12 protein-coding genes are annotated in these 18333 nt (G+C 71.4%); 7 read left to right on the forward strand and 5 right to left on the reverse strand.

Annotated features, from left to right (window positions below; translation table 11 throughout):
• The first annotated feature begins 146 nt into the window (after window positions 1-146).
• Genes AB0O82_RS07875 through AB0O82_RS07890 form a run of 4 tightly spaced genes read left to right on the forward strand, consistent with a single transcriptional unit; the run spans window position 147 to window position 6039 of the window.
• Complete coding sequence (locus AB0O82_RS07875; protein ID WP_363581281.1) at window positions 147-2051, forward strand: ABC transporter substrate-binding protein; 1905 nt, start codon at window positions 147-149, stop codon at window positions 2049-2051.
• A 46-nt stretch (window positions 2052-2097) separates the two neighbouring features.
• Entirely contained in the window at window positions 2098-3042 is a 945-nt protein-coding gene (locus AB0O82_RS07880; protein WP_363581283.1) for an ABC transporter permease, read from the forward strand.
• The gene (locus AB0O82_RS07885) at window positions 3042-3959 is read left to right on the forward strand and encodes an ABC transporter permease (RefSeq protein ID WP_363581285.1); all 918 of its coding nucleotides are present in this window, start codon (window positions 3042-3044) and stop codon (window positions 3957-3959) included. Before AB0O82_RS07880 ends, AB0O82_RS07885 begins: the two co-directional genes overlap by 1 nt.
• 19 nt (window positions 3960-3978) lie before the next feature.
• Window positions 3979-6039: an ABC transporter ATP-binding protein gene (locus tag AB0O82_RS07890; protein WP_363581287.1), complete on the forward strand. Its 2061-nt coding sequence runs from the start codon at window positions 3979-3981 to the stop codon at window positions 6037-6039.
• A gap of 210 nt (window positions 6040-6249) precedes the next feature.
• On the opposite strand, the gene AB0O82_RS07895 is transcribed toward AB0O82_RS07890, so the two are convergent.
• A complete protein-coding gene (locus tag AB0O82_RS07895; protein ID WP_363581289.1) occupies window positions 6250-11394 on the reverse strand; it encodes an RICIN domain-containing protein in 5145 nt (1714 codons plus the stop codon).
• Window positions 11395-12293: 899 nt separating this feature from the next.
• Here AB0O82_RS07895 and AB0O82_RS07900 point away from each other — a divergent pair.
• Window positions 12294-12515, forward strand: coding sequence for a hypothetical protein (locus AB0O82_RS07900; RefSeq protein ID WP_363581291.1), 222 nt, complete (start codon window positions 12294-12296; stop codon window positions 12513-12515).
• Window positions 12516-12773: 258 nt separating this feature from the next.
• Here AB0O82_RS07900 and AB0O82_RS07905 read toward each other — a convergent pair whose 3' ends face one another.
• The 4 genes from AB0O82_RS07905 to AB0O82_RS07920 all read right to left on the reverse strand — a co-directional run bounded on the left by AB0O82_RS07905 (window position 12774) and on the right by AB0O82_RS07920 (window position 15276).
• Window positions 12774-13055: a hypothetical protein gene (locus AB0O82_RS07905; RefSeq protein WP_363581293.1), complete on the reverse strand. Its 282-nt coding sequence runs from the start codon at window positions 13053-13055 to the stop codon at window positions 12774-12776.
• 217 nt (window positions 13056-13272) lie between these two features.
• A complete protein-coding gene (locus AB0O82_RS07910) occupies window positions 13273-14094 on the reverse strand; it encodes a lipase family protein (RefSeq protein WP_363581295.1) in 822 nt (273 codons plus the stop codon).
• 146 nt (window positions 14095-14240) lie between these two features.
• Window positions 14241-14765, reverse strand: coding sequence for a MepB family protein (locus AB0O82_RS07915; RefSeq protein ID WP_363581297.1), 525 nt, complete (start codon window positions 14763-14765; stop codon window positions 14241-14243).
• Window positions 14766-14997: 232 nt separating this feature from the next.
• A complete protein-coding gene (locus tag AB0O82_RS07920) occupies window positions 14998-15276 on the reverse strand; it encodes a hypothetical protein (RefSeq protein ID WP_363581299.1) in 279 nt (92 codons plus the stop codon).
• 432 nt (window positions 15277-15708) lie between these two features.
• On the opposite strand from AB0O82_RS07920, the gene AB0O82_RS07925 reads away from it, so the two are divergent.
• Window positions 15709-16827: a basic secretory protein-like protein gene (locus AB0O82_RS07925; protein ID WP_363581301.1), complete on the forward strand. Its 1119-nt coding sequence runs from the start codon at window positions 15709-15711 to the stop codon at window positions 16825-16827.
• Window positions 16828-17162: 335 nt separating this feature from the next.
• Entirely contained in the window at window positions 17163-18287 is a 1125-nt protein-coding gene (locus tag AB0O82_RS07930) for a hypothetical protein (RefSeq protein WP_363581303.1), read from the forward strand.
• Window positions 18288-18333 lie beyond the last annotated feature (46 nt).

Below are 18333 nucleotides of genomic sequence, written 5' to 3' on the forward strand. Positions count from 1 at the left end.
GCCCACGGACGCCGGTGCCTTCCCGCCGTCGGGAAAGCCGCTCACCTTGCCCGGCCACGGCATCGCCATGCCCGCGTCGGCGAACCGTCAGGTCGCGCAAGGAAAGAACTCGTGGTGTTCACGTGGGGGAGAGGGGCAAGTCAAGGATGACGAAGTCCGCAGGAGCGCGCAGATTCGCGCAGGTGGTGGCGCTGGTCACGGTCGTGGCAACCGCCGCGGCCTGCAGTGGCGGCGGTGGGGGCGGCGGCAGCGGCAACCCGGGGCCGGCCGGAGCGGCGGTGCAGGGAGGTGTGGTGCGGGTCGCCGAGGCGCCCTCCACCTTCCCGGACGCCATCTGGCCGTTCGACTCCCCGGCCCAGGTCACCACGGTGAACACCAGCCAGTTCCAGGAGCTGTTCTACCGCCCCCTGTACTACTGGGGCCTGAACGACAAGGTCGCCCTCGACCCGGAGGTTTCCCTCGGCGAGGCGCCCACCTGGAGCGCGGACGGCAGGACCGTCACCCTCCAGGTCAAGCCGTGGAAGTGGTCCAACGGTGAGGACGTCAACGCCCAGGACGTGCTGTTCTGGATCAACATGGCCAAGGCCGAGTCGTCCAACAGCGGCTACTACACCCCGCCGAACCCGGCGATCGGCGCCAAGTACTTCCCGGACAACGTGGCTTCGGCGACCGCCTCGGGACAGACCCTGACGCTGACCCTCAACACCCCGGTCAACCAGACCTGGTTCACCGACGACGAGCTCAGCCAGATCACGCCGATGCCGCTCGCCTGGGACCTCACCGGCCAGGGGCAGAAGGGCAGTTGCGCGAGCGACGCGTTCGGTTCGGACGCCGCAGCGAAGGACTGCGCGGCCGACTACGCCTACCTCAGCGCGCAGTCGACCAAGGGCGGCGACTTCGCGGGCAGCCCGCTGTGGTCGGTGGTCGACGGCCCGTGGAAGCTCAAGAACTACAACGGCACCTCCGGCGCGTACGGGATCGTGCCGAACCCCGCCTACTCGGGCCCGCAGAAGCCGCACCTCGACGAGGTGGACTTCGTCCCGTACACCTCGGCCACCACGGAGTACGCGGACCTGAAGGCCGGCAGCGGCGGCGCCAACGCCATCGACGTCGGCTACCTGCCGGCCGAGAACTCCCCGACCTTCAACGCCAAGAACCCGGACGCGGGCAACCCGTTGAGCGGCGCGGGCTACTACATCCCGGCCCCGACCTACCTGGACGAGATCTCGTACTACCAGATCAACTTCGCCAACCCGGCCGTAGGGCCGCTGTTCAAGCAGCCCTACTTCACCAAGGCCGTCCAGGACACCGTGGACCAGCAGGGCATCATCAACGGCATCTGGAAGGGCTGGGGCTACCCGAGCACCGGCGCCGTGCCCAGCCTCCCGGCCGGCAACCCGCTCTCCCCCAAGAGCCAGTCCGAGCGCGCCACCTACGACCCGGCGGCCGCCAAACAGCTGCTGAGCAGCCACGGCTGGAACACCGACAGCGTCCCGGCCACCTGCACCGACCCGGGCACCGGCCCGAACCAGTGCGGCGCCGGTATCGCGGCGGGCACCAAGGCCGCGTTCACGCTCGACTACCCCTCCGGCCAGGCCGCGCTGGACACCATGGCGGCGGACATGCGCTCGGACGCGGCCAAGGCGGGCATCGGCATCACCATGGTCAGCCAGACCCAGAACACCATCGGCAACGAGGGCGTGGCCTGCGGCGCCGACCAGCCGGCCGGCTGCCAGTGGCAGGGCCTGCTCTACGGCGGCTGGGTCTACGCCCCCGACTACTACCCGACCGGCGACGCGCTGTTCGCCACCGGAGCCGGGCCGAACGTCTGGAGCTTCTCCGACCCGAAGCTGGACCAGCTGATCGTCAAGACCACCACCGGCAGCGACGTCAACGACCTGTACGCCTACGAGGACTACATCGCGGGCGACCAGCCGGTCATCTACACCCCCAACACGCTCGCGATCAGCGAGGTCACCAAGAAGCTGCACCTCGACGCCGGTGACCCCTTCCAGGGCTACGAGCCGGAGTACTGGTACTACACGAAATGACGGCCATCCGTAACGGCGTCGCCGCTGCCCCCCTCGGGGGGCGGCGGTGACGGCCTACCTGATCCGACGGCTGTTCCAGGCCCTCCTGACGGTGCTGATGGTCACCGTCATCTCCTTCGGCCTGATGCAGCTCATGCCGGGCGGCCCGGTCCGGGCGATCCTCGGCTCCCACGCCACCCCGGCCAACATCGCCCACCTGACCCAGCAGATGGGTCTGGACCGCCCCGTCTACGTGCAGTACTGGACCTGGCTGGACGGCCTGCTGCACGGCAACCTGGGCTTCGACTACATCCAGCAGCGCCCGATCTCCGACCTGCTGTTCAACGCCCTCGGCGCCTCCGCCTACATCGTCGGCGCCTCGCTGCTGCTCGCGCTGCTGATCGCGGTGCCGGCGGGCCTGCTCCAGGCCACCCGCCGCAACAGCGTGCTGGACCACGCCTTCACGGTGTTCTCCTTCGTCGCCTACGGCGTGCCGACGTTCTTCATCGGCTTCCTGATCCAGCAGTGGTTCGAGGACGATCTGCACTGGGTCTCGGTGCAGGACCAGGTGGCCACCTTCGGCGACGCGCTCACCCACCCCGGGGCCGTCTGCCTGCCCGTCCTGACCCTGACCGTCACCACCGTGGCCGGCTACAGCCGCTACATGCGCTCCGGGGTGCTGGACCAGATCACCCAGGACTACGTGCGGTCCGCCCAGGCCAAGGGCGCCTCCCGGCGCCGCACCCTGTACGGCCACGTGCTGCGCAACGCCCTGATCCCGATGGTCACCCTGGTCGGTCTCTCGTTGCCCGCGCTGGTCGGCGGCGCGCTGATCGTCGAGTACGTCTTCAACATCCAGGGCATCGGCCTGCTGACCACCCGTGCCGCGCTGCAGAACGACTACGGCATCACCCTGGCGGCCACCCTGCTCACCGCGGTGACCACCGTGGTCGGCTCGCTGCTGGCCGACCTCGGCTACGCCGTGCTGGACCCACGAGTGAGGCTCACCTGATGGCCCTGACACCCGGTACCACGGAAGGTCGGCCCGCCTCCGCCCCGGGCGGGGAGCCGGCCGGGCGGCCCCGCTCGATGCTCCGGCGCGGCGCGGAGGTCTTCGCCGAGAACAGGCTGGCCCTGGTCGCCGTCGCCGTCCTGGTCTCGATCATCGCCTTCTGCTTCCTCGGCCCGCTGTTCTACCACGCCGACACCTCGGTGGTGAACCTCTCCGCCGTCACCCTGCCGCCGGGCGCCGGGCACCCGCTCGGCACGGACAACGACGGCATCGACGAGCTCGGCAAGGTGATGGTCGGCGGGCAGACCAGCCTGGAGATCGGCCTCGCCGCCGGTCTGATCGCCGCCGTCCTCGGCGCGCTGTACGGCGCGGTCGCGGGCTATCTCGGCGGCTGGATCGACGCGTTGATGATGCGGGTGATCGACTCCTTCATGTCCTTCCCGCTGATCTTCCTGCTGATCTACCTCAGCAGCGTCTACGGGAAGAGCAAGGCCATGCTGATCCTGGAGGTCGGCCTGACCTCCTGGTTCGGCATCACCCGCCTGGTCCGCGGCGAGGCCCTGGCCATCAAGGTCCGCGAGTACGTGGCCGCGTCCCGGATGATGGGCGCGGGCGGCCGGCGGATCGTGCTGAAGCACATCCTGCCCAACACCATCGGGACCACGATCGTCAACACCACGTTCTCGATCGCCGACGCGGTCTTCGCCCTGTCCACGCTCAGCTACATCGGCCTGGGCCTCCAGGCCCCCAACAACGACCTGGGCGGCATGCTCGACGTCGGCACCACCTTCGCCGGCCAGGGCTGCTGGTGGATGATCTATCCGCCCGCCGCCGTGATCATCCTGATCATCCTGTGCTTCAACGTGATCGGCGACGCCCTGCGCGACGCCTTCGAAACCCGGCTGCAGAAGCGGTGAACCCGACGGAGGATCAGCAGTGGCGCTCCTCGAAGTGACCGGCCTGCGCACCGAGATCCGGCTGAAGCGCTCGGTGGTGCACGCCCTGGACGGCGTCGACCTCGCGGTGGACGTCGGCGAGACCCTCGGCATCGTCGGGGAGTCGGGCTGCGGCAAGACCATGACCGCCATGTCGATCATGCAGCTGCTGCCGAACGGCGGCAGCGTCGTCGACGGCCGGGTCCTGCTCGACGGCCGCGATCTGCTCGCGCTCGGCCCCGAGAAGATGGACCGGGTGCGCGGCAACGACATCGGGATGATCTTCCAGGACCCGACCACCTCGCTCAACCCGACGATGACCATCGGCCGGCAGATCTCCGAGTCCGTGCGCATCCACCGCCGGGCCTCCCGGAAGGAGGCGCACGAGCGCGCCGTCGAGGTGCTGTCCCTGGTGGGGATGCCCAGCCCGGCCCAGCGGGCCCTGGTCTACCCGCACGAACTGTCCGGCGGGATGCGCCAACGGGCCATGATCGCCATGGCCCTGGCCAACGAGCCCAAGCTGCTCATCGCCGACGAGCCGACCACCGCCCTCGACGTCACCGTCCAGAAGCAGATCCTCGAACTCATCGACCACCTCAAGCAGCAGCTCGGCATGGCCGTCATCCTGGTCACCCACGACCTCGGCGTCATCGCCGGACGGGCCGACCGGATCGCCGTCATGTACGCCGGGAAGGTCGTCGAGACCACCGGCACCGAGGAGCTCTACACCAACCCCCGCCACCCGTACACCGAGGCACTGTTCGAATCGCTGCCGGAACGTTTCGCCGAGTCCGGCGGCCGGCTCTACTCGATCCCCGGCCTGCCGCCGGACCTGACCACCCCGCCGCCCGGCTGCCGGTTCGCCGCACGCTGCCGCTACGCCACCGAGCGGTGCCACGCGCAGGAGCCGCCGCTGTCCGGGGAGGCCCCGGAACACCGCTACGCCTGCTACTTCCCGGTCGGCGAGGCCGAGCCGGGCGGCCGCCCCACCGCCGTGGCACCGCCCCCGGCGACGCCGGTACGGGCCCCGGCGGTACGGGCCCCCGCGGTGCCCGACGACGCGCCGGCCGAACCGCTGCTGCGCATCGACAACCTGGTCAAGCAGTACGCGGTGACCAGCGGCCTGATCCTGCGCCGGGCCGTCGGCGCGGTCAGCGCCGTGGCCGACATCTCCCTGACGGTCCGCCGGGGAGAGACGCTCGGCCTGGTCGGCGAGTCCGGCTGCGGCAAGACCACCGTCGGCAAGCTCATCGTCGGCCTGGAGCGGCCCACCAGCGGCAGCCTGGTGTTCGAGGGCCGGGACCTGGCCCTGGTGCCACGGGCCGAGCGGCGCCGACTGCGCCGGGACGTCCAGCTCATGTTCCAGGACTCCTACGCGGCGATGAACCCCCGGATGCCCGTCCAATCGATCATGCGCGAGCCGCTGGACATCCACCGGGTCGACGGCCAGGCCGAGCGCGACCGGCGGATCAGGCAGATCTTCGACCTGGTCGGCCTGCCGCTCACCGCCCTGGACCGCTACCCGCACGAGTTCTCCGGCGGCCAGCGCCAGCGCATCGGACTGGCCCGCGCGCTGGCCCTGCGCCCCAAGCTCATCGTCGCGGACGAGCCCGTCTCGGCCCTGGACGTGTCGATCCAGTCGCAGGTGCTCAACCTGATGAGCGACCTTCAGGGCGAACTCGGACTGTCGTACCTGTTCATCTCGCACGACCTGTCCGTGGTCCGGTACCTGTCCGACCGGATCGGCGTGATGTACCTGGGCAAACTGGTGGAGATCGGCCCCGCGCCGTCGGTGTACGCCCGCCCGGTGCACCACTACACCCGCGGCCTGCTGGACACCATCCCGGTGGCCGACCCGGTGGTGGAGAAGGCCAAGAGCAGCCGGGGCGTCGCCGGGGAACTCCCGTCCGCGATCGACCCGCCGTCCGGCTGCCGCTTCCGCACCCGCTGCGCGGCGGCGCAGCAGATCTGCGCGGAGGTCGAGCCACAGCTCACCGCCTTCGGCCCCGACGACCACCTGGCCGCCTGCCACTTCCCCCTGCGGGCCGCCCCGATCCGCTGAACCGCGCCTCCGACCACGCCCCCTCCGGGAGCGGGCCGGCGAGGCCGTCGGCGATGGGCACATGGCGGTGGGCACGTGGCGATGGGCACATGGCGGTGGCCTCCACCCCGAGAGCGGGGTGGAGGCCACCGGGCCGGCTTCCGAGAGGCCGGCGAGTCCGGACGCACCCGGCGGGTGCCGGGCGCACGCGGGCCGCCCGTGGGAGGAAGGTCAGGTGCAGGGGATGACCCGGCCTCCTGTCACGACGCACTTGGGCGGCACCAGGCGCGGGTGTCCGGTGTTCGTCTGCCACTGCACCTTCGGGACGCCCTTGATGATCGCCTGGAGCGCGTAGATGAAGGCCTCCAGGAAGTCGCCCTTTCCTGCGGCGGCCACCGCGCGGGCCCCGTCGATGGCGGCGCCGGTGGCGTCGCCGGCCTGCAGGATCTGGACGTCGCCCAGGGGGCTGACCATCAGCCAGGCGCCATTGCGGCCATTGGTTCCCGAGGCCCAGCAGACCCGCCCGTCGGCGGCGGTGACGACGAGGTTCCCGTCGTCCTGCATGACGGCCTTGGCCCCGCAGCCCACGGTCTTCGACTCCCATACGGGCCAGGTGTGGTCGCCGATGGCGTCGCCCTGCGTGTAGTAGGCGACGAGGTTGCCGTCCTGCTGCATGACGAGCCGGGTGGATTGCTCCGCCGCCGAGGACTCCAGGCTCTGCCCTGGGCACAGGGTGTCCCCGTGCCACATCCACGAGTCGGAGGACTGCCGCCCGTTGCAGACCGGGGGGAGCTGGATGCTGTCCGGGAAGCGCGGGTCCCTTCCTCCGCCACCGCCGCCGGTGTTCCCGCCGCCTCCGCCGGTACCACCACCGCCGCCGGTGTTCCCACCGCCGGTGTTCCCACCGCCACCTCCGGTGACCGCTGAGTCGTCGAGCTTCCACCACTGGGCGGTGGAGGAGGTGCAGGCCCAGACGGCGAGGTCCTCGCTGCTGTTGACGGCGGTGAGGCAACCGTTGTCGGCCGCGGAGATGATCCGGTACCAGCCGGGCAAGTTCTGGCTCTCCTGGAAGCGCCAGAGCTGGTTGGCGTTGCCCTCCTGGGCGCTGGTGAGGTGGGTGCGGTGGGTGCTGGGGTTGTGGTCCATCACCATCGCCCCGGCGAACTTCGTCTCGATCAGCCACTGGTTGTTGGGCTTCTGCCACAGCATCCACTGCTGTGCGGCGCTGCCGTTGCCGCCCAGGGCCTTGATCCGGGTGCCGCCGGCGGTGTTGGCGCCGTCGAGGTCCGCGACCAGGCCGTTGTTGCCGGAGCGCAGGACGGTGGTGACGCCGTGGCGCACCCCGCTGCCCCCGGGCGCCTGCGGGGTTCCCCCGCTGCCGGCGTTCCCGCCGCCGGTCGAACCTCCGCCCGTCGAGCCGCCGTTGTTCCCGCCGTTGTTCCCACCGCCACCGCCGGACGAGCCGCCGGTGTTCCCACCGGCGCCGCCTCCGCCGGAGCCGCCGCCAGGGGTGGGCCCGTTCTGGATGTTGTCGAGCCGCCAGCGCTGGCGGTCCGAGCCGTCGCAGGCCCAGATGCCCAGCTGCTCACCGGCGTTGTTGGCGGTCAGGCAGCCGCTGTCGGTGTCGCTGGTGATCCAGAACCAGCCGCCTCCGGCGTCGTGGAAGGCCCAGTGCTGGTTGGCGTTGCCGTCCATCGTCCGGATCAGGTGGGCGCGGTGGGTGCCCGGGTCGTGGTCCATGACCATGCCCTGGCCGGCGGCGGCCTTGCCGTCGGTCAGCAGCGTCTCGATGATCCAGCGCCCGTTCGCGGTGGGCCAGAACGCCCAGCGCTGCGCGTCGTTGCCGTTCGAGCCGAGCGCCTTGATCGAGGTGCCGGAGGCGGTGTTCGCGCCGTCGAGGTCCGCGACCATGGTGTTGTTCGCCGAGCGCAGGGTGGCGACCTGCGACGAACCGACGCCGGGGCTCACCACCGGGGTGGTGCCGGGCTGCTGCGCGGGCCGCTGCGGGGCGCGCGGCGGGACGGTGCCCAGGCCCCAGCGCTGCGCGTCGCTGGCGTTGCAGTCCCAGATCTGCAGTGCGGTGCCGTTCGCGGAGTTGCCCCCCACGACGTCCAGGCACTTGCCCGAGTTCGGGTTGACCAGGGAGGAGTCCGCGCCCTGGCGCCAGTTCTGCGCCGCGCTGGCGTTGCAGTCGTACAGACCCACCCGGGTGCCGCCGGCGGTGTTGCCGGCGGCGACGTCCAGGCACTTGCCGAACGCCTTCAGGACGAGCCCGCCGCTGGTCGCGGTCGGGGTCCACTGCTGGGAGGCGGTGTTGTTGCAGTCGTAGAGGTCGATCGGGGTGTTGTTCGCGGTGTTGCCGGCGGTGACGTCCAGGCACTTGGACGGCAGCGCCGAGTAGACCGGCACCGCGGCCGCGCCGCCGGAGTTCCCGCCACCGCCACCGCCACCGTCACCGCTGGTGCCACCGGTGCCACCGCCGGTCGACGGGTTGTCGACGGCCTCGGTCAGGCGCCACTTCTGGGCGTTGGTGCCGTCACAGCCGAGGATCGCCAGCTCCGCACCGTCGGCCGCCGCCGTGAGGCAGCCGTTGCCGGCGGCGCTGACGACCGTGAACCAGCCGCCCCCGGCGTCGGTGAACCGCCACAGCTGGTTGGCGTTGCCCTCCTGCGCACCGATGAGATGGGTGCGGTGGGTGGTGGGGTTGTGGTCCATCACCATGCCGCCGCCGAGCTTCGTCTCGATCAGCCACCGGCTGTCCGGCTTCTGCCACAGCGTCCACTTCTGCGCGTCGTTGCCGTTGCGGCCCTGCGCCTTGATGCGGGTCCCGGCGGCGGTGTTGGCGCCGTCGAGGTCCGCGAGCAGGCCGCCGTTGCCCGACTGCAGTACCACCGTCCGGTTGTGTACGGGCTGCGCACCACCGGCGCCCAGCGGCGGCTGGCCGCCGGTGCCGCCACCGCCCGTGCTGCCGCCGTTGTTGCCGTTGCCGCCCCCGGTCGTCGGCACGGTGCCGGAGAGCTTCCACTTCTGCTGCGCGCTGCCGTCGCAGTCGCGGACGGCCAGTACCTCGTGCGCGCCGCGCTGGGTCAGGCAGCCGCCGGCCGCGCTGACGACGTTCGTCCAGCCGCCCCCGGCGTCCCTGAACTGCCACAGCTGGCCGGGCTGCCCGTCCGCGGCGGCCGGTGCGAGCACGCTCTCGTGCCGGCCGGTGTCGTGGGCCAGCAGCATGCGCTCGGCGGCGGAGGCGCGGTTGTAGGTGAGCCGGGTCTCGATCGCCCAGTTCCCGTTGCCGCGGTCCCAGAACACCCACTTCTGCGCGTCCGTGCCGTTCGGCTCGTAGGCCTGGACGGCGTTGCCCGCCACGGTGCTGGAGCCGCGGACGTCGGGCACGAGGGTGTCCCCGGTGCCCGGCTGGAGGTATGCGCCGGTCCCGGCGTCGTTGCCAGTGCCGCCGTCGGGGCCAGTGCCGTTGTTGGGGCCGCTGGGAGTCGACGGGCCGCCGAAGATCGGCGGAAACATGGGCAGAACGGGGAACCCGGGCAGCGAGATCCCCGGAGGCGCGGGCACCGGCGGACGGCCGCCGGTGGAACCGTTGTCACCGCCAGGGGTGTTGCCGTCCGGCTGGTCCTTCCGCTTGCACTTGGGAGGCTCCTCCGGCGACTTGGGCGGGTTCGACCAGGCGGCGGGGTCGTTCGGGAAGCCGGTGGTCGTGGGCCACGGGACGTCCGGCAGCCCCGGCAGGGAGGGCCACGGGACGGTGGGGAACCCGGGGACGGACGGCCAGCGCCAGAGCGGGATGCTCGGGAGCGTCGGCCAGGTGACGTCCGGAAGCGAGGGCCCGTCCGTCCCCGGCGCGTCCGGCAGGTCGGGGTGGCCCGGCCACGGCACGTTCGGGGAGCCGGGCACCGAGGGCCACTTCACCTGCGGGAATCCCGGCACGGTGGGCCAGGCCAGGTCCGGGTGCCCCGGGATCGCCGGGTCGGTGGCGCTCGGCAGCCCGGGGATCAGGGCCCTGCCGTCGTCGTTGCCGTTGCCGGGCAGCGGCAGCACCGGCCACGGGACGCCGGGGTGGCCCGGCATGGCGGGCCACGGGACGGTCGGGGAGCCGGGGACGGCCGGCCAGGTCGCCTCGGGGTGGCCGGAGACGGCGGGCCACGCCGTGGTGGGCAGAGTGGGGAAGCCGGGCCAGCGCAGCTCGGGCAGGTCGGGGTGGCCGGGCATCGGGACGCCCGGGAAGCCCGGGACGGACGGCCACGGGATCGCCGGGTGCCCTGGCAGCGACGGCCAGGTCACCTCGGGGCGGTCCGCGACGGTCGGCCACGGCAGGTCGGGGAAGCCGGGGACGGTGTGGCCGGCGCCGGAGCACGGCACGGACAGGTGCCAGCCCTGCCGGTCGGAGCCGTCGCACGGCGCCACCGTCAGCGCGGTGCCGTCCAGGGTGAGGCAACGGCCGTCGGTGGCCGTGGTGATGCGGTAGCCGCCCGCGCCGTCGGCGACGAAGCGCCAGCGCTGGCCGGGGCTGCCGTCGGGCTTTCCGTTCGTCGCGTCGTTCTCGATCGGCCGCACGGCCAGCCGGTCACCGTACGCGGGGACGCTGAGCACGCTGCCCTGTCCGGCCGGGGTGGTGCCGTTGGTCCGGCCGGTCTCGATCACCCAGGTGTCGTCCGCCTTCTGCCAGGTCGCCCAGCTCTGCCCGGCGGAGCAGTCGGGGGCGGCGGCCCGTACCGGGCTGCCCGGAGCGGGCGAGGCGTCCGGCACGTCGGCGACCAGGCCGGCGGCTCCGGAGGTCAGGACGGAGACCTTCCCGTGCTGCGGCTCCCGGGCTGTGGCGGTGGAAGCGGAGGCCGTCGGCGGCGCGCTGTCGGCCGGGACGTCGACCGGGACGTCAGCGGGGACGCCGGCCGCCGCGAGGGAGATCATGGACGCGGCCGCTGCTCGGGGCGGGGACGGGACGTTCGGCCGACAGGTCTCGTCCTTGCGACGCAGCGGGTCCTTGCTGAACATCACCGGGAAGTGGTCCGATTCCTCCACGTAGCCGAGGCGACGTGCCGTGTACTGGTGGTCGGCCGGCAGCCCCCGGGCGATCATGTAGTCGTATTCGGAGGTCGGGCGGTTCCTGGAGTAGGTCATCATGCCGGAGCTGACGAGCCGACGGCCGTCGCCGAACACCTGCGCCATCGACAGCGACCCGGGCTCGCGGTTGAAGTCGCCCATCAGGGCCCAGTTCGCGTCGCCCGTCGCCGTGACCGCCTGGATGGCGGCCGGCACGTTGTTCCGCTCATGGAAGCCTGCTGCCCTGTTGGTGGCGTGCATGGAGTAGTACCACGTGCCGTCCGCGAGCTTGACGCCCAGGATGGGCTTGGCATCGTTAGCCACCTGGCCGTTGTTCTCCGGCTGAGGCGGGATGACCCTCACCACGGGCGCCGCAGCGTTGTCGATGCTCCGGGGCACCACGAGGGCCAGCGAGCGTTCTTCACGGGTGGCTGTCCTGACCCGGTAGATGGTGCGAGTGCCGCCTGTCCAGGCGGGAAACACCTCCCATCGGTACCTCTGGACCTCGAAACCGTTCGTGTTGATCGACGCTTCGGGCACGATGTCCGGATCGTCCGGTTCCGCGTCCCGGATTTCCTGCAGCGCGAGAATGTCAACACGTTGGGCGAGATCGAAGATCTCCCCCCGCCATCTGGTGCCGTACCGATTGTTGTAGGTCGCGGCCGAGTGTTCCTGAACGGTCGCCGGTACGGCCTGCGGCGGAGCGACGGGGCCCACCGCGTGCGCGGGTATCGGGAACGCGCCGATGAGCCCCGCCAGCAGGGCGAACAGCGGTACGACCGCCGTGTACGCCCATTGTGGTCGCCACGGTATTCGCCGTTCGGTCGGTGAGGCGGCCGTGCCCGGGTGTGCCATTGAGAAACTCCTTGAAACTTCACAGCTGTACCGGGGCACGTTGACAGTGGGTGGTAGACAAACGATGAACGGATGGCCCTGGCGCGTATATCTCGCTGCGGTACCAGCTGTGAACCCGCGACGGGTCCGATGCCCCGCCAGTGGCCGAGGTCGACCAGCAGCCCAGATGATCCTGATCCCCGTGCGGGACCTGTAGACGGGCCGCACCGGCGGCAAGCCCCCCGGCAGGCCCCTGCTCGACGCCCTCGCCCAGGTCCGCCGGTCACCGCTTCCTGCTGCCGCGTCAGCGTTCCGCAGCCGGCCCGGGCTGCTCATCCGTTCGGGTGAGGCGAGGTTGGAGGGGGGCCGGGGGTGGCAGAACGGCGGGCATGACGACTTCCTCCACCAGGCGCCGCCGGGGCCGCCCTGGCAAGCCGGCCTTCGCGCCCGTGCCCGTCCGCCAGGCCGCCGGTCCCGCGGTGCCGTCCGGGCCGCGTCGACCTGCCGCCGGGTGCTGCCGGACCTGGAACAGCGAGCACAGGCTGCCCGGCGGCCAGGTGGTCCGGACGACCTGGCACCAGCCCGCCTGCCTGGCCTGGGCCGTCCGGTGACCACGCACCAGATGCCGGATGGACACTGCGCGCGCCGGCTGCCGTGCCCTCCGGCGCCCGGTCCCCCGGTGGCTTCGGTGAGGACGGCGGCGCCGCTGACGCCGGTGATCGTGGCGTTGGCGGTGCCGTCCGGCAGGGGGCGGGTGTCCTCCCGCGGGCCGGGTAGGGCGTTTTGTCCTGGCCCCGTCCGGTTTCGGACGGGCGGCTGCCCCGGGGCGGGGTGCTCCCGGGGCAGCCGTGGCGCGGGTGCGGGTGGGGTCAGCCCTGCCCGCCGGTGCTGATGCCGGTCTCGGTGGCGCTGCCCGCGACGCCGCCAGGGCCGACCACGACGGCGCCGGTGAGGAAGGAGGAGCCACAGGGGCCGAACTGGGCGTCGGTGACCTGAAGGGCGCTGCCGTTCGGGCCGACGGCGAACGCGCCGCTGTCGAAGTTGACGGTGGGGATGTTGTCGGTCTCGGCGGCGGAGGCGGTGGTCGCCGCGCCGATGACGAGCGGGAGGCTGAGGACGGAGACGGCCAGGATGCGGTGCGCGGTACGCATGGGTGGAACCCTTCGAGGTGCGAATGGTGAGGGTGGATCGGACGGCCGTGGTGTGGCGGCCCGTCACCATCCACACACGGTCGTGTGCGCATCGCTACCGGGGGGAGGCTGTTCGTACCATCGGTTCACTCGGCCCTCGGCCCGGTTCCGCTCGCCGGGCCCGGCCTGCCGGCCGTGGACCCACCGGCGCCCGTCCCGCCCGCAGGGCCTGACTCCGTCAGGCGAGGTTCTGTTCCAGGGCCGCGAGGTAGCGCTTCATCGCGTGGTCGCGCACACCGGCCGTGGCCGGAGCGAACGCGTCGGCGGTCAGGCCCTTGGCGCGGTCGGCGAGCCCGGCGACCAGGCCCATGGAGTCGTGGAGCCGGCCCGAGGAGTCGATGTACTTCAGCGCCTCGACGTGGGTGTAGGCCGGCTCCGGCGGCAGCTGGGGCACGATGTCGTTGTTGTTGACGAACCGGTACAGGCGTCCCTTGAAGCCCTCGTTGCAGGCGGCGGCGAGCAGCCGGTCACAGGTGCGGGGCTGCCCGAACGTGATGATGCCGTCGGCCTGGAGGCGCGGGTCCTCCAGGTACAACCGGGCGCCGGCCAGCATCGCCAGGGCTCCGCCGAGGCTGTGGCCGGTGAACCACACGGTCTGGCCGTTGGTGCGCAGCTGGGCGTGGGCGTCCCGGACGTCCGGGAAGACCGACTCCAGCGCTTCGGCGAAGCCGTAGTGGACGTAGCCGGTGCGGGCGGGGCCGGGCCAGGGCGGCGTGGAGGAGTCGGAGAGCCAGTCGCGGATCTCGATCGGTTGGGTGCCGCGGAACGCCGTGACGACCATGTGGTCGCTGGCCATGGTGTAGCCCTGGGTGTCCTCCAGCGGGAAGGGCGGAGTGAACCGGGTCTGGTGGTGACGCACCCGGTCGAAGCCCCAGTCGCGGGCCTGCTGTTCGATGGTGGCCTCGTCCTGGTAGGCGAGTTCGGACGCCTTCGCCAGCCAGTAGGCGTGCGGGACGCTGTAGTTCTTCGCCTGGTGGTCGAAGGTGGTGGGCACGGGCACGGCGATCTCTCCTCCGGGACGGCCGGCGGACGGGGGACGCACCGCCGGCGCGGACATCAGCCCCGTCGTACCAGAGCGCGGACCGCCGCTCCGGGTGGGCCGCGCCCGGATGTCATCCCGACAGCCGAGCCGGCGCACGGGGGCGGCTACGGGTGGTGGAGGGCGCGGGCGTACGCCAGGTCGGCGGGCCCGTTCTGGCCGATGTGGAAGAAGTGGTTCACCTGCCAGGCCTGCGTGCTGCGCGCTTGCCGGTTGGTCGTGGTCACCCATGGCGGGTAGACGCGGAACCCTCGTTTCCCGCCGGAGCCGTTGCGGGAGACGATGTCGCGCTCGCACAGCACCTCGGACGGGAAGACGAACTGCCCGAAGCCGTTGTCGTCGCGGCAGCTGATGACGAAGAGGTCCACCCCGTCGTCGGTGTCGAAGGGCCGGATCGGTCCCTCTTCGGATCGCAGCCACACGGTGACGAACTGGCCCGCCTTCGTCGGGGTGGTTTTGGCCGCGCGGAACCGGACCGAGCGGCCGTCGATCGTGAACCGGCAAGCCGCGTATTCGGTGCTCTCCGGTTCGGCCACCGGAGGCGAACAGGCCAAACCGCTCGGGTCGTACACCAAGGCCTTCGCCGCCAGCAGGTCAGCATGAAGCCCTGCCCACGGCTGATTCGTCACCATTCCGTCATTCTGCCATCGAGGCTGCCACCCCTTGAGGTGCTCTATCAGGGGCTCCTGCCATCGGACCCGATCACGGACAGGCGGGTGGAGCAGGCGCCGTCGCCGTCCGGTCGGCAGCCGCTCCCGGCTGCGCCGCTCCTGGTCGGGTGGTCGAGCGCGTCGCTCTACACGGAGTCGTGTCGACCTGCCGGTGGCCGATCCGATGCCGCAGACCGCGGCCTTCGCCTCCGCTCTAAACCAGCTCCCGCAGGCGGAAAGCGGGCCCTGCCCCGGTAGATTGCCATCCTTGATCGAGCGCGGTGCGCACTCCCGCCTCGACGATGGACGGCACGACGGGGAACGCTGACGTGGCTGCCAGAAGCACCGGGCCCATCTGGTCGACCCGCTGGACCGCGAAACCGGACCGGCCCCATGCGCACGCGATGCAGCAGCGGACACCACCGTGTACCCGCCACCGGTACACCACCTCGTCGATGGTGATCAGGCGCGACCCTTTCTTCCTCAGCGTCAACTATGCCTCCTCGTACGGAACATCGGTGATGGGACGACCACTCGACTCGACCTCGCCACACCGAGCGTGCCAGAGTCCGAGGACGAAAGGCACCCGACTTCCGGCGAGTCGCGTTGCCCCTCGGGGGCTCGCGTTGGCCGGGCCTGGCACGGATCCGACGGTCAGTGCGCGGCATGTCACCGCGTGACAGCGCCGCTGTCGCTGTCGGGCGACACCGGCGGCGGGCGACCCGGCGGCGTGCGGTCGAGAGCGCGGGCATCCGCGAGTGAGGAGCCGCCTGGCAGAAGGCCTGGACCTTCGGGTGAACACCACCGGACCGACGGCCTGTCAACGCACCCGTTGACGGGAGCGTTGACGCCGCGTCTACCGGGGCCCGGTGGCATGACCGCAGGCCGGTTCCAGGGGGGAACCGCCCGAGAGGAGAACCCCGAGATGATCACCCGTCGTACGGCCGCCGCCGTCGTCCTGTCCGCCGCGACCGTCGTGTCCGGGATGGCCTTCGGCGCTGGGACCGCCAGTGCGGCTGAGTCGCTCCCGTCCAGCGGCGCCGACTACCGCATCTCCAGCTACGCGGGCGGCGCCCTCCAGTGGGACAGCCGCAACAACGCCTCCACCGTGGTGGTCCGCGACTGGAACGAGTCCTCCGCCCAGCAGGTCTGGACGGTCAGGGACGAGGGCAACGGCGCCTGGTCGGTCAAGGTGCCCGGCACCAACAACGCCGTCGACCGGGACCGGGGCAAGAACACCGTCGGTGCCTGGAACTACGTCGGCGCGGACAATCAGAAGTGGTGGCTGGAGAACACCTCGATGGGCAACGGCCGGGCCTGGCTGCTGCACAGCGTCTCGGACAGCAACCTCTGCCTCGCCCGTGGCGCGGACCTGAACGCCAAGGTGGCCGCCTGCAACGCGGGGGACCCGGCGCAGTCCTGGAACCTCGACCGCAACGGCGCCACCACCCCGCCGACCGCCGGCCGCCCGACCATCGACCTCGACTACTCGCAGGCCCCGGACCTCGGGCCGTGGCTGGAGCAGCAGAAGAGGACCGTCGCGGACTACTACCCGACGATCTCCAACCTGATCACCAAGGGAGCCTTCGCCGCCCCCAGCTACTTCAAGATCATCTTTGACCCGAAGCTGACCGACTACCCCGCGTTCACCACGGTGAACCCCAGCAGCGGCGTCAAGGAGGTCCACGTCAACATCGGTTACACCCGCGGCAACCAGGGTGACACCGGCTTCCTGGTGCACGAGGCCGTGCACGTCGCGGTCTGGGACAGCCCGTTCTCCGGCAAGTGGTGGCTGGGCGAGGGCCTGGCGGACTGGGTGCGCGACTACAACTTCCAGCCGGGCACCGGCGCCCAGCACTTCGGCCCGGACTCCAACTACGACAGCGGCTACCAGGCCACCGCCCGGTTCATCGACTACGTCTCGAAGGCCTACAACAAGCCCGACCTGGCACACCTGCTGAACACCACGAACTACAACGAGCAGATCTGGGTCCAGCTCACCGGCAAGAGCGCCCAGCAGCTCTGGAACGAGATGCCCAAGTAACCCGCGCCCCCACACCCCACCCGACGGCCCGGCACCCACGAGGTGCCGGGCCGTCGTGTTGACGTCAGGAGCGCCGCCAAGGGGCGGGTGTGCGCGGTGCGAGACGGCCCGGCGCGCCTGGAAACACCGGAAGGTCACCTTTTCGAGTGAAGATCGAGATTGGGGCCCCGAGTTCTGATCGCTCGTCCCCGATGATGCGTTCGAGAGCTCGCGGAGAGGGCCGGGCAGGAGCGGTCTGTCGGGAGGCGGCATCGCCGCGTCCTCGTGGCAGCCTCCGCGGCAGCGCCCGGCGAGGCCGCGTTCCCGAGTGACAGCACACCCGATGAGGAGATGAAGTGCAGGAGAAGCGGCTCAAGTCCTGGGGCAACAACCGCGCGGGTCAGCTCGGCGACGGCACCTGGACGGACATCCGTACGACGGCCACCACCGTGCTGGGGCTGACGAGCGCCGAGGTGGTGAAGATCGCCGCCGGGGGAAGTGGCCCCACCGCAGGTTTCGGGCTGGCCCTGCTGACCGACCGCACGGTGCAGACGTGGGGCGCCAACGGGTCGGGGCAGCTCGGCGACGGCTCGGTGTTCAGCCACAACGCGCCCGGCCAGGTCGTCAATCTTTCCGATGCCACCGACGTCGCCGCGGGCGGAGTGCACAGCCTGGCACTGCTCGCCGACCGGACCGTGGTCGCCTGGGGGCGCAACAACTACGGCCAGCTCGGCAACGGCACCAACGCCGACAGCAGCGTCCCGGTCCGGGTCGAGGGACTCAACAAGGTGATCGCGATCGCCGCCGGACTCAACCACAGTCTGGCGCTGCGCGAGGACGGCACCGTGTGGGCCTGGGGCTACAACATCAACGGCCAGCTCGGGGACGGCACTTCGGCGAGCCGCAACGTACCGTCCCCGGTGAACAACCTGACCGGTGTGACCCGGATCGCCGCCGGAGCCGACCACAACCTGGCCCTGGTCGGCCCGCCGAGCACTTCCACCAAGCCCACCAGCGGCAACGCGGTGAAGGCGTGGGGCTACAACGCCACCGGCCAGCTCGGCGACAACACCACCATCAGCCGCTTCACCCCGGTCGACACCCAGGGCAGCTGGCTCGGAGGGGTCTCCGGGATCGCGGCCGGAGCCCACCACAGCCTGGCCGTCACCGACAGCGACAACAAGCTCAAGGCCTGGGGCCGGAACACCTCCGGCCAGATCGGCGACGGCACCACCGACTACCGGATCACCCCCGTCCAGGTCCCCGGCCTCACCGGCATCCAACTGATCGCCGGCGGCCGCGAACACACCATCGTCCTGCTCGGCGACAACACCGTCCGCTCCTGGGGCAACAACGGCTCCGGCCAACTCGGCAACGGCACCACCACCGACAGCAGCACCCCCGTCACCTCGCTCACCGCGCTGACCGGCGTCGACAAGATCGCCGCACCCCTCGGCGGCGACTTCAGCCTGGCCAACTGAACCCGGCGCGGGGGGGGGGGGCCCCGCCCCCCCCCCCCCCCGCCCC

The sequence above is a fragment of the Kitasatospora sp. NPDC088264 genome (assembly GCF_040685715.1).
In the GTDB taxonomy this organism is placed as follows: domain Bacteria; phylum Actinomycetota; class Actinomycetes; order Streptomycetales; family Streptomycetaceae; genus Kitasatospora.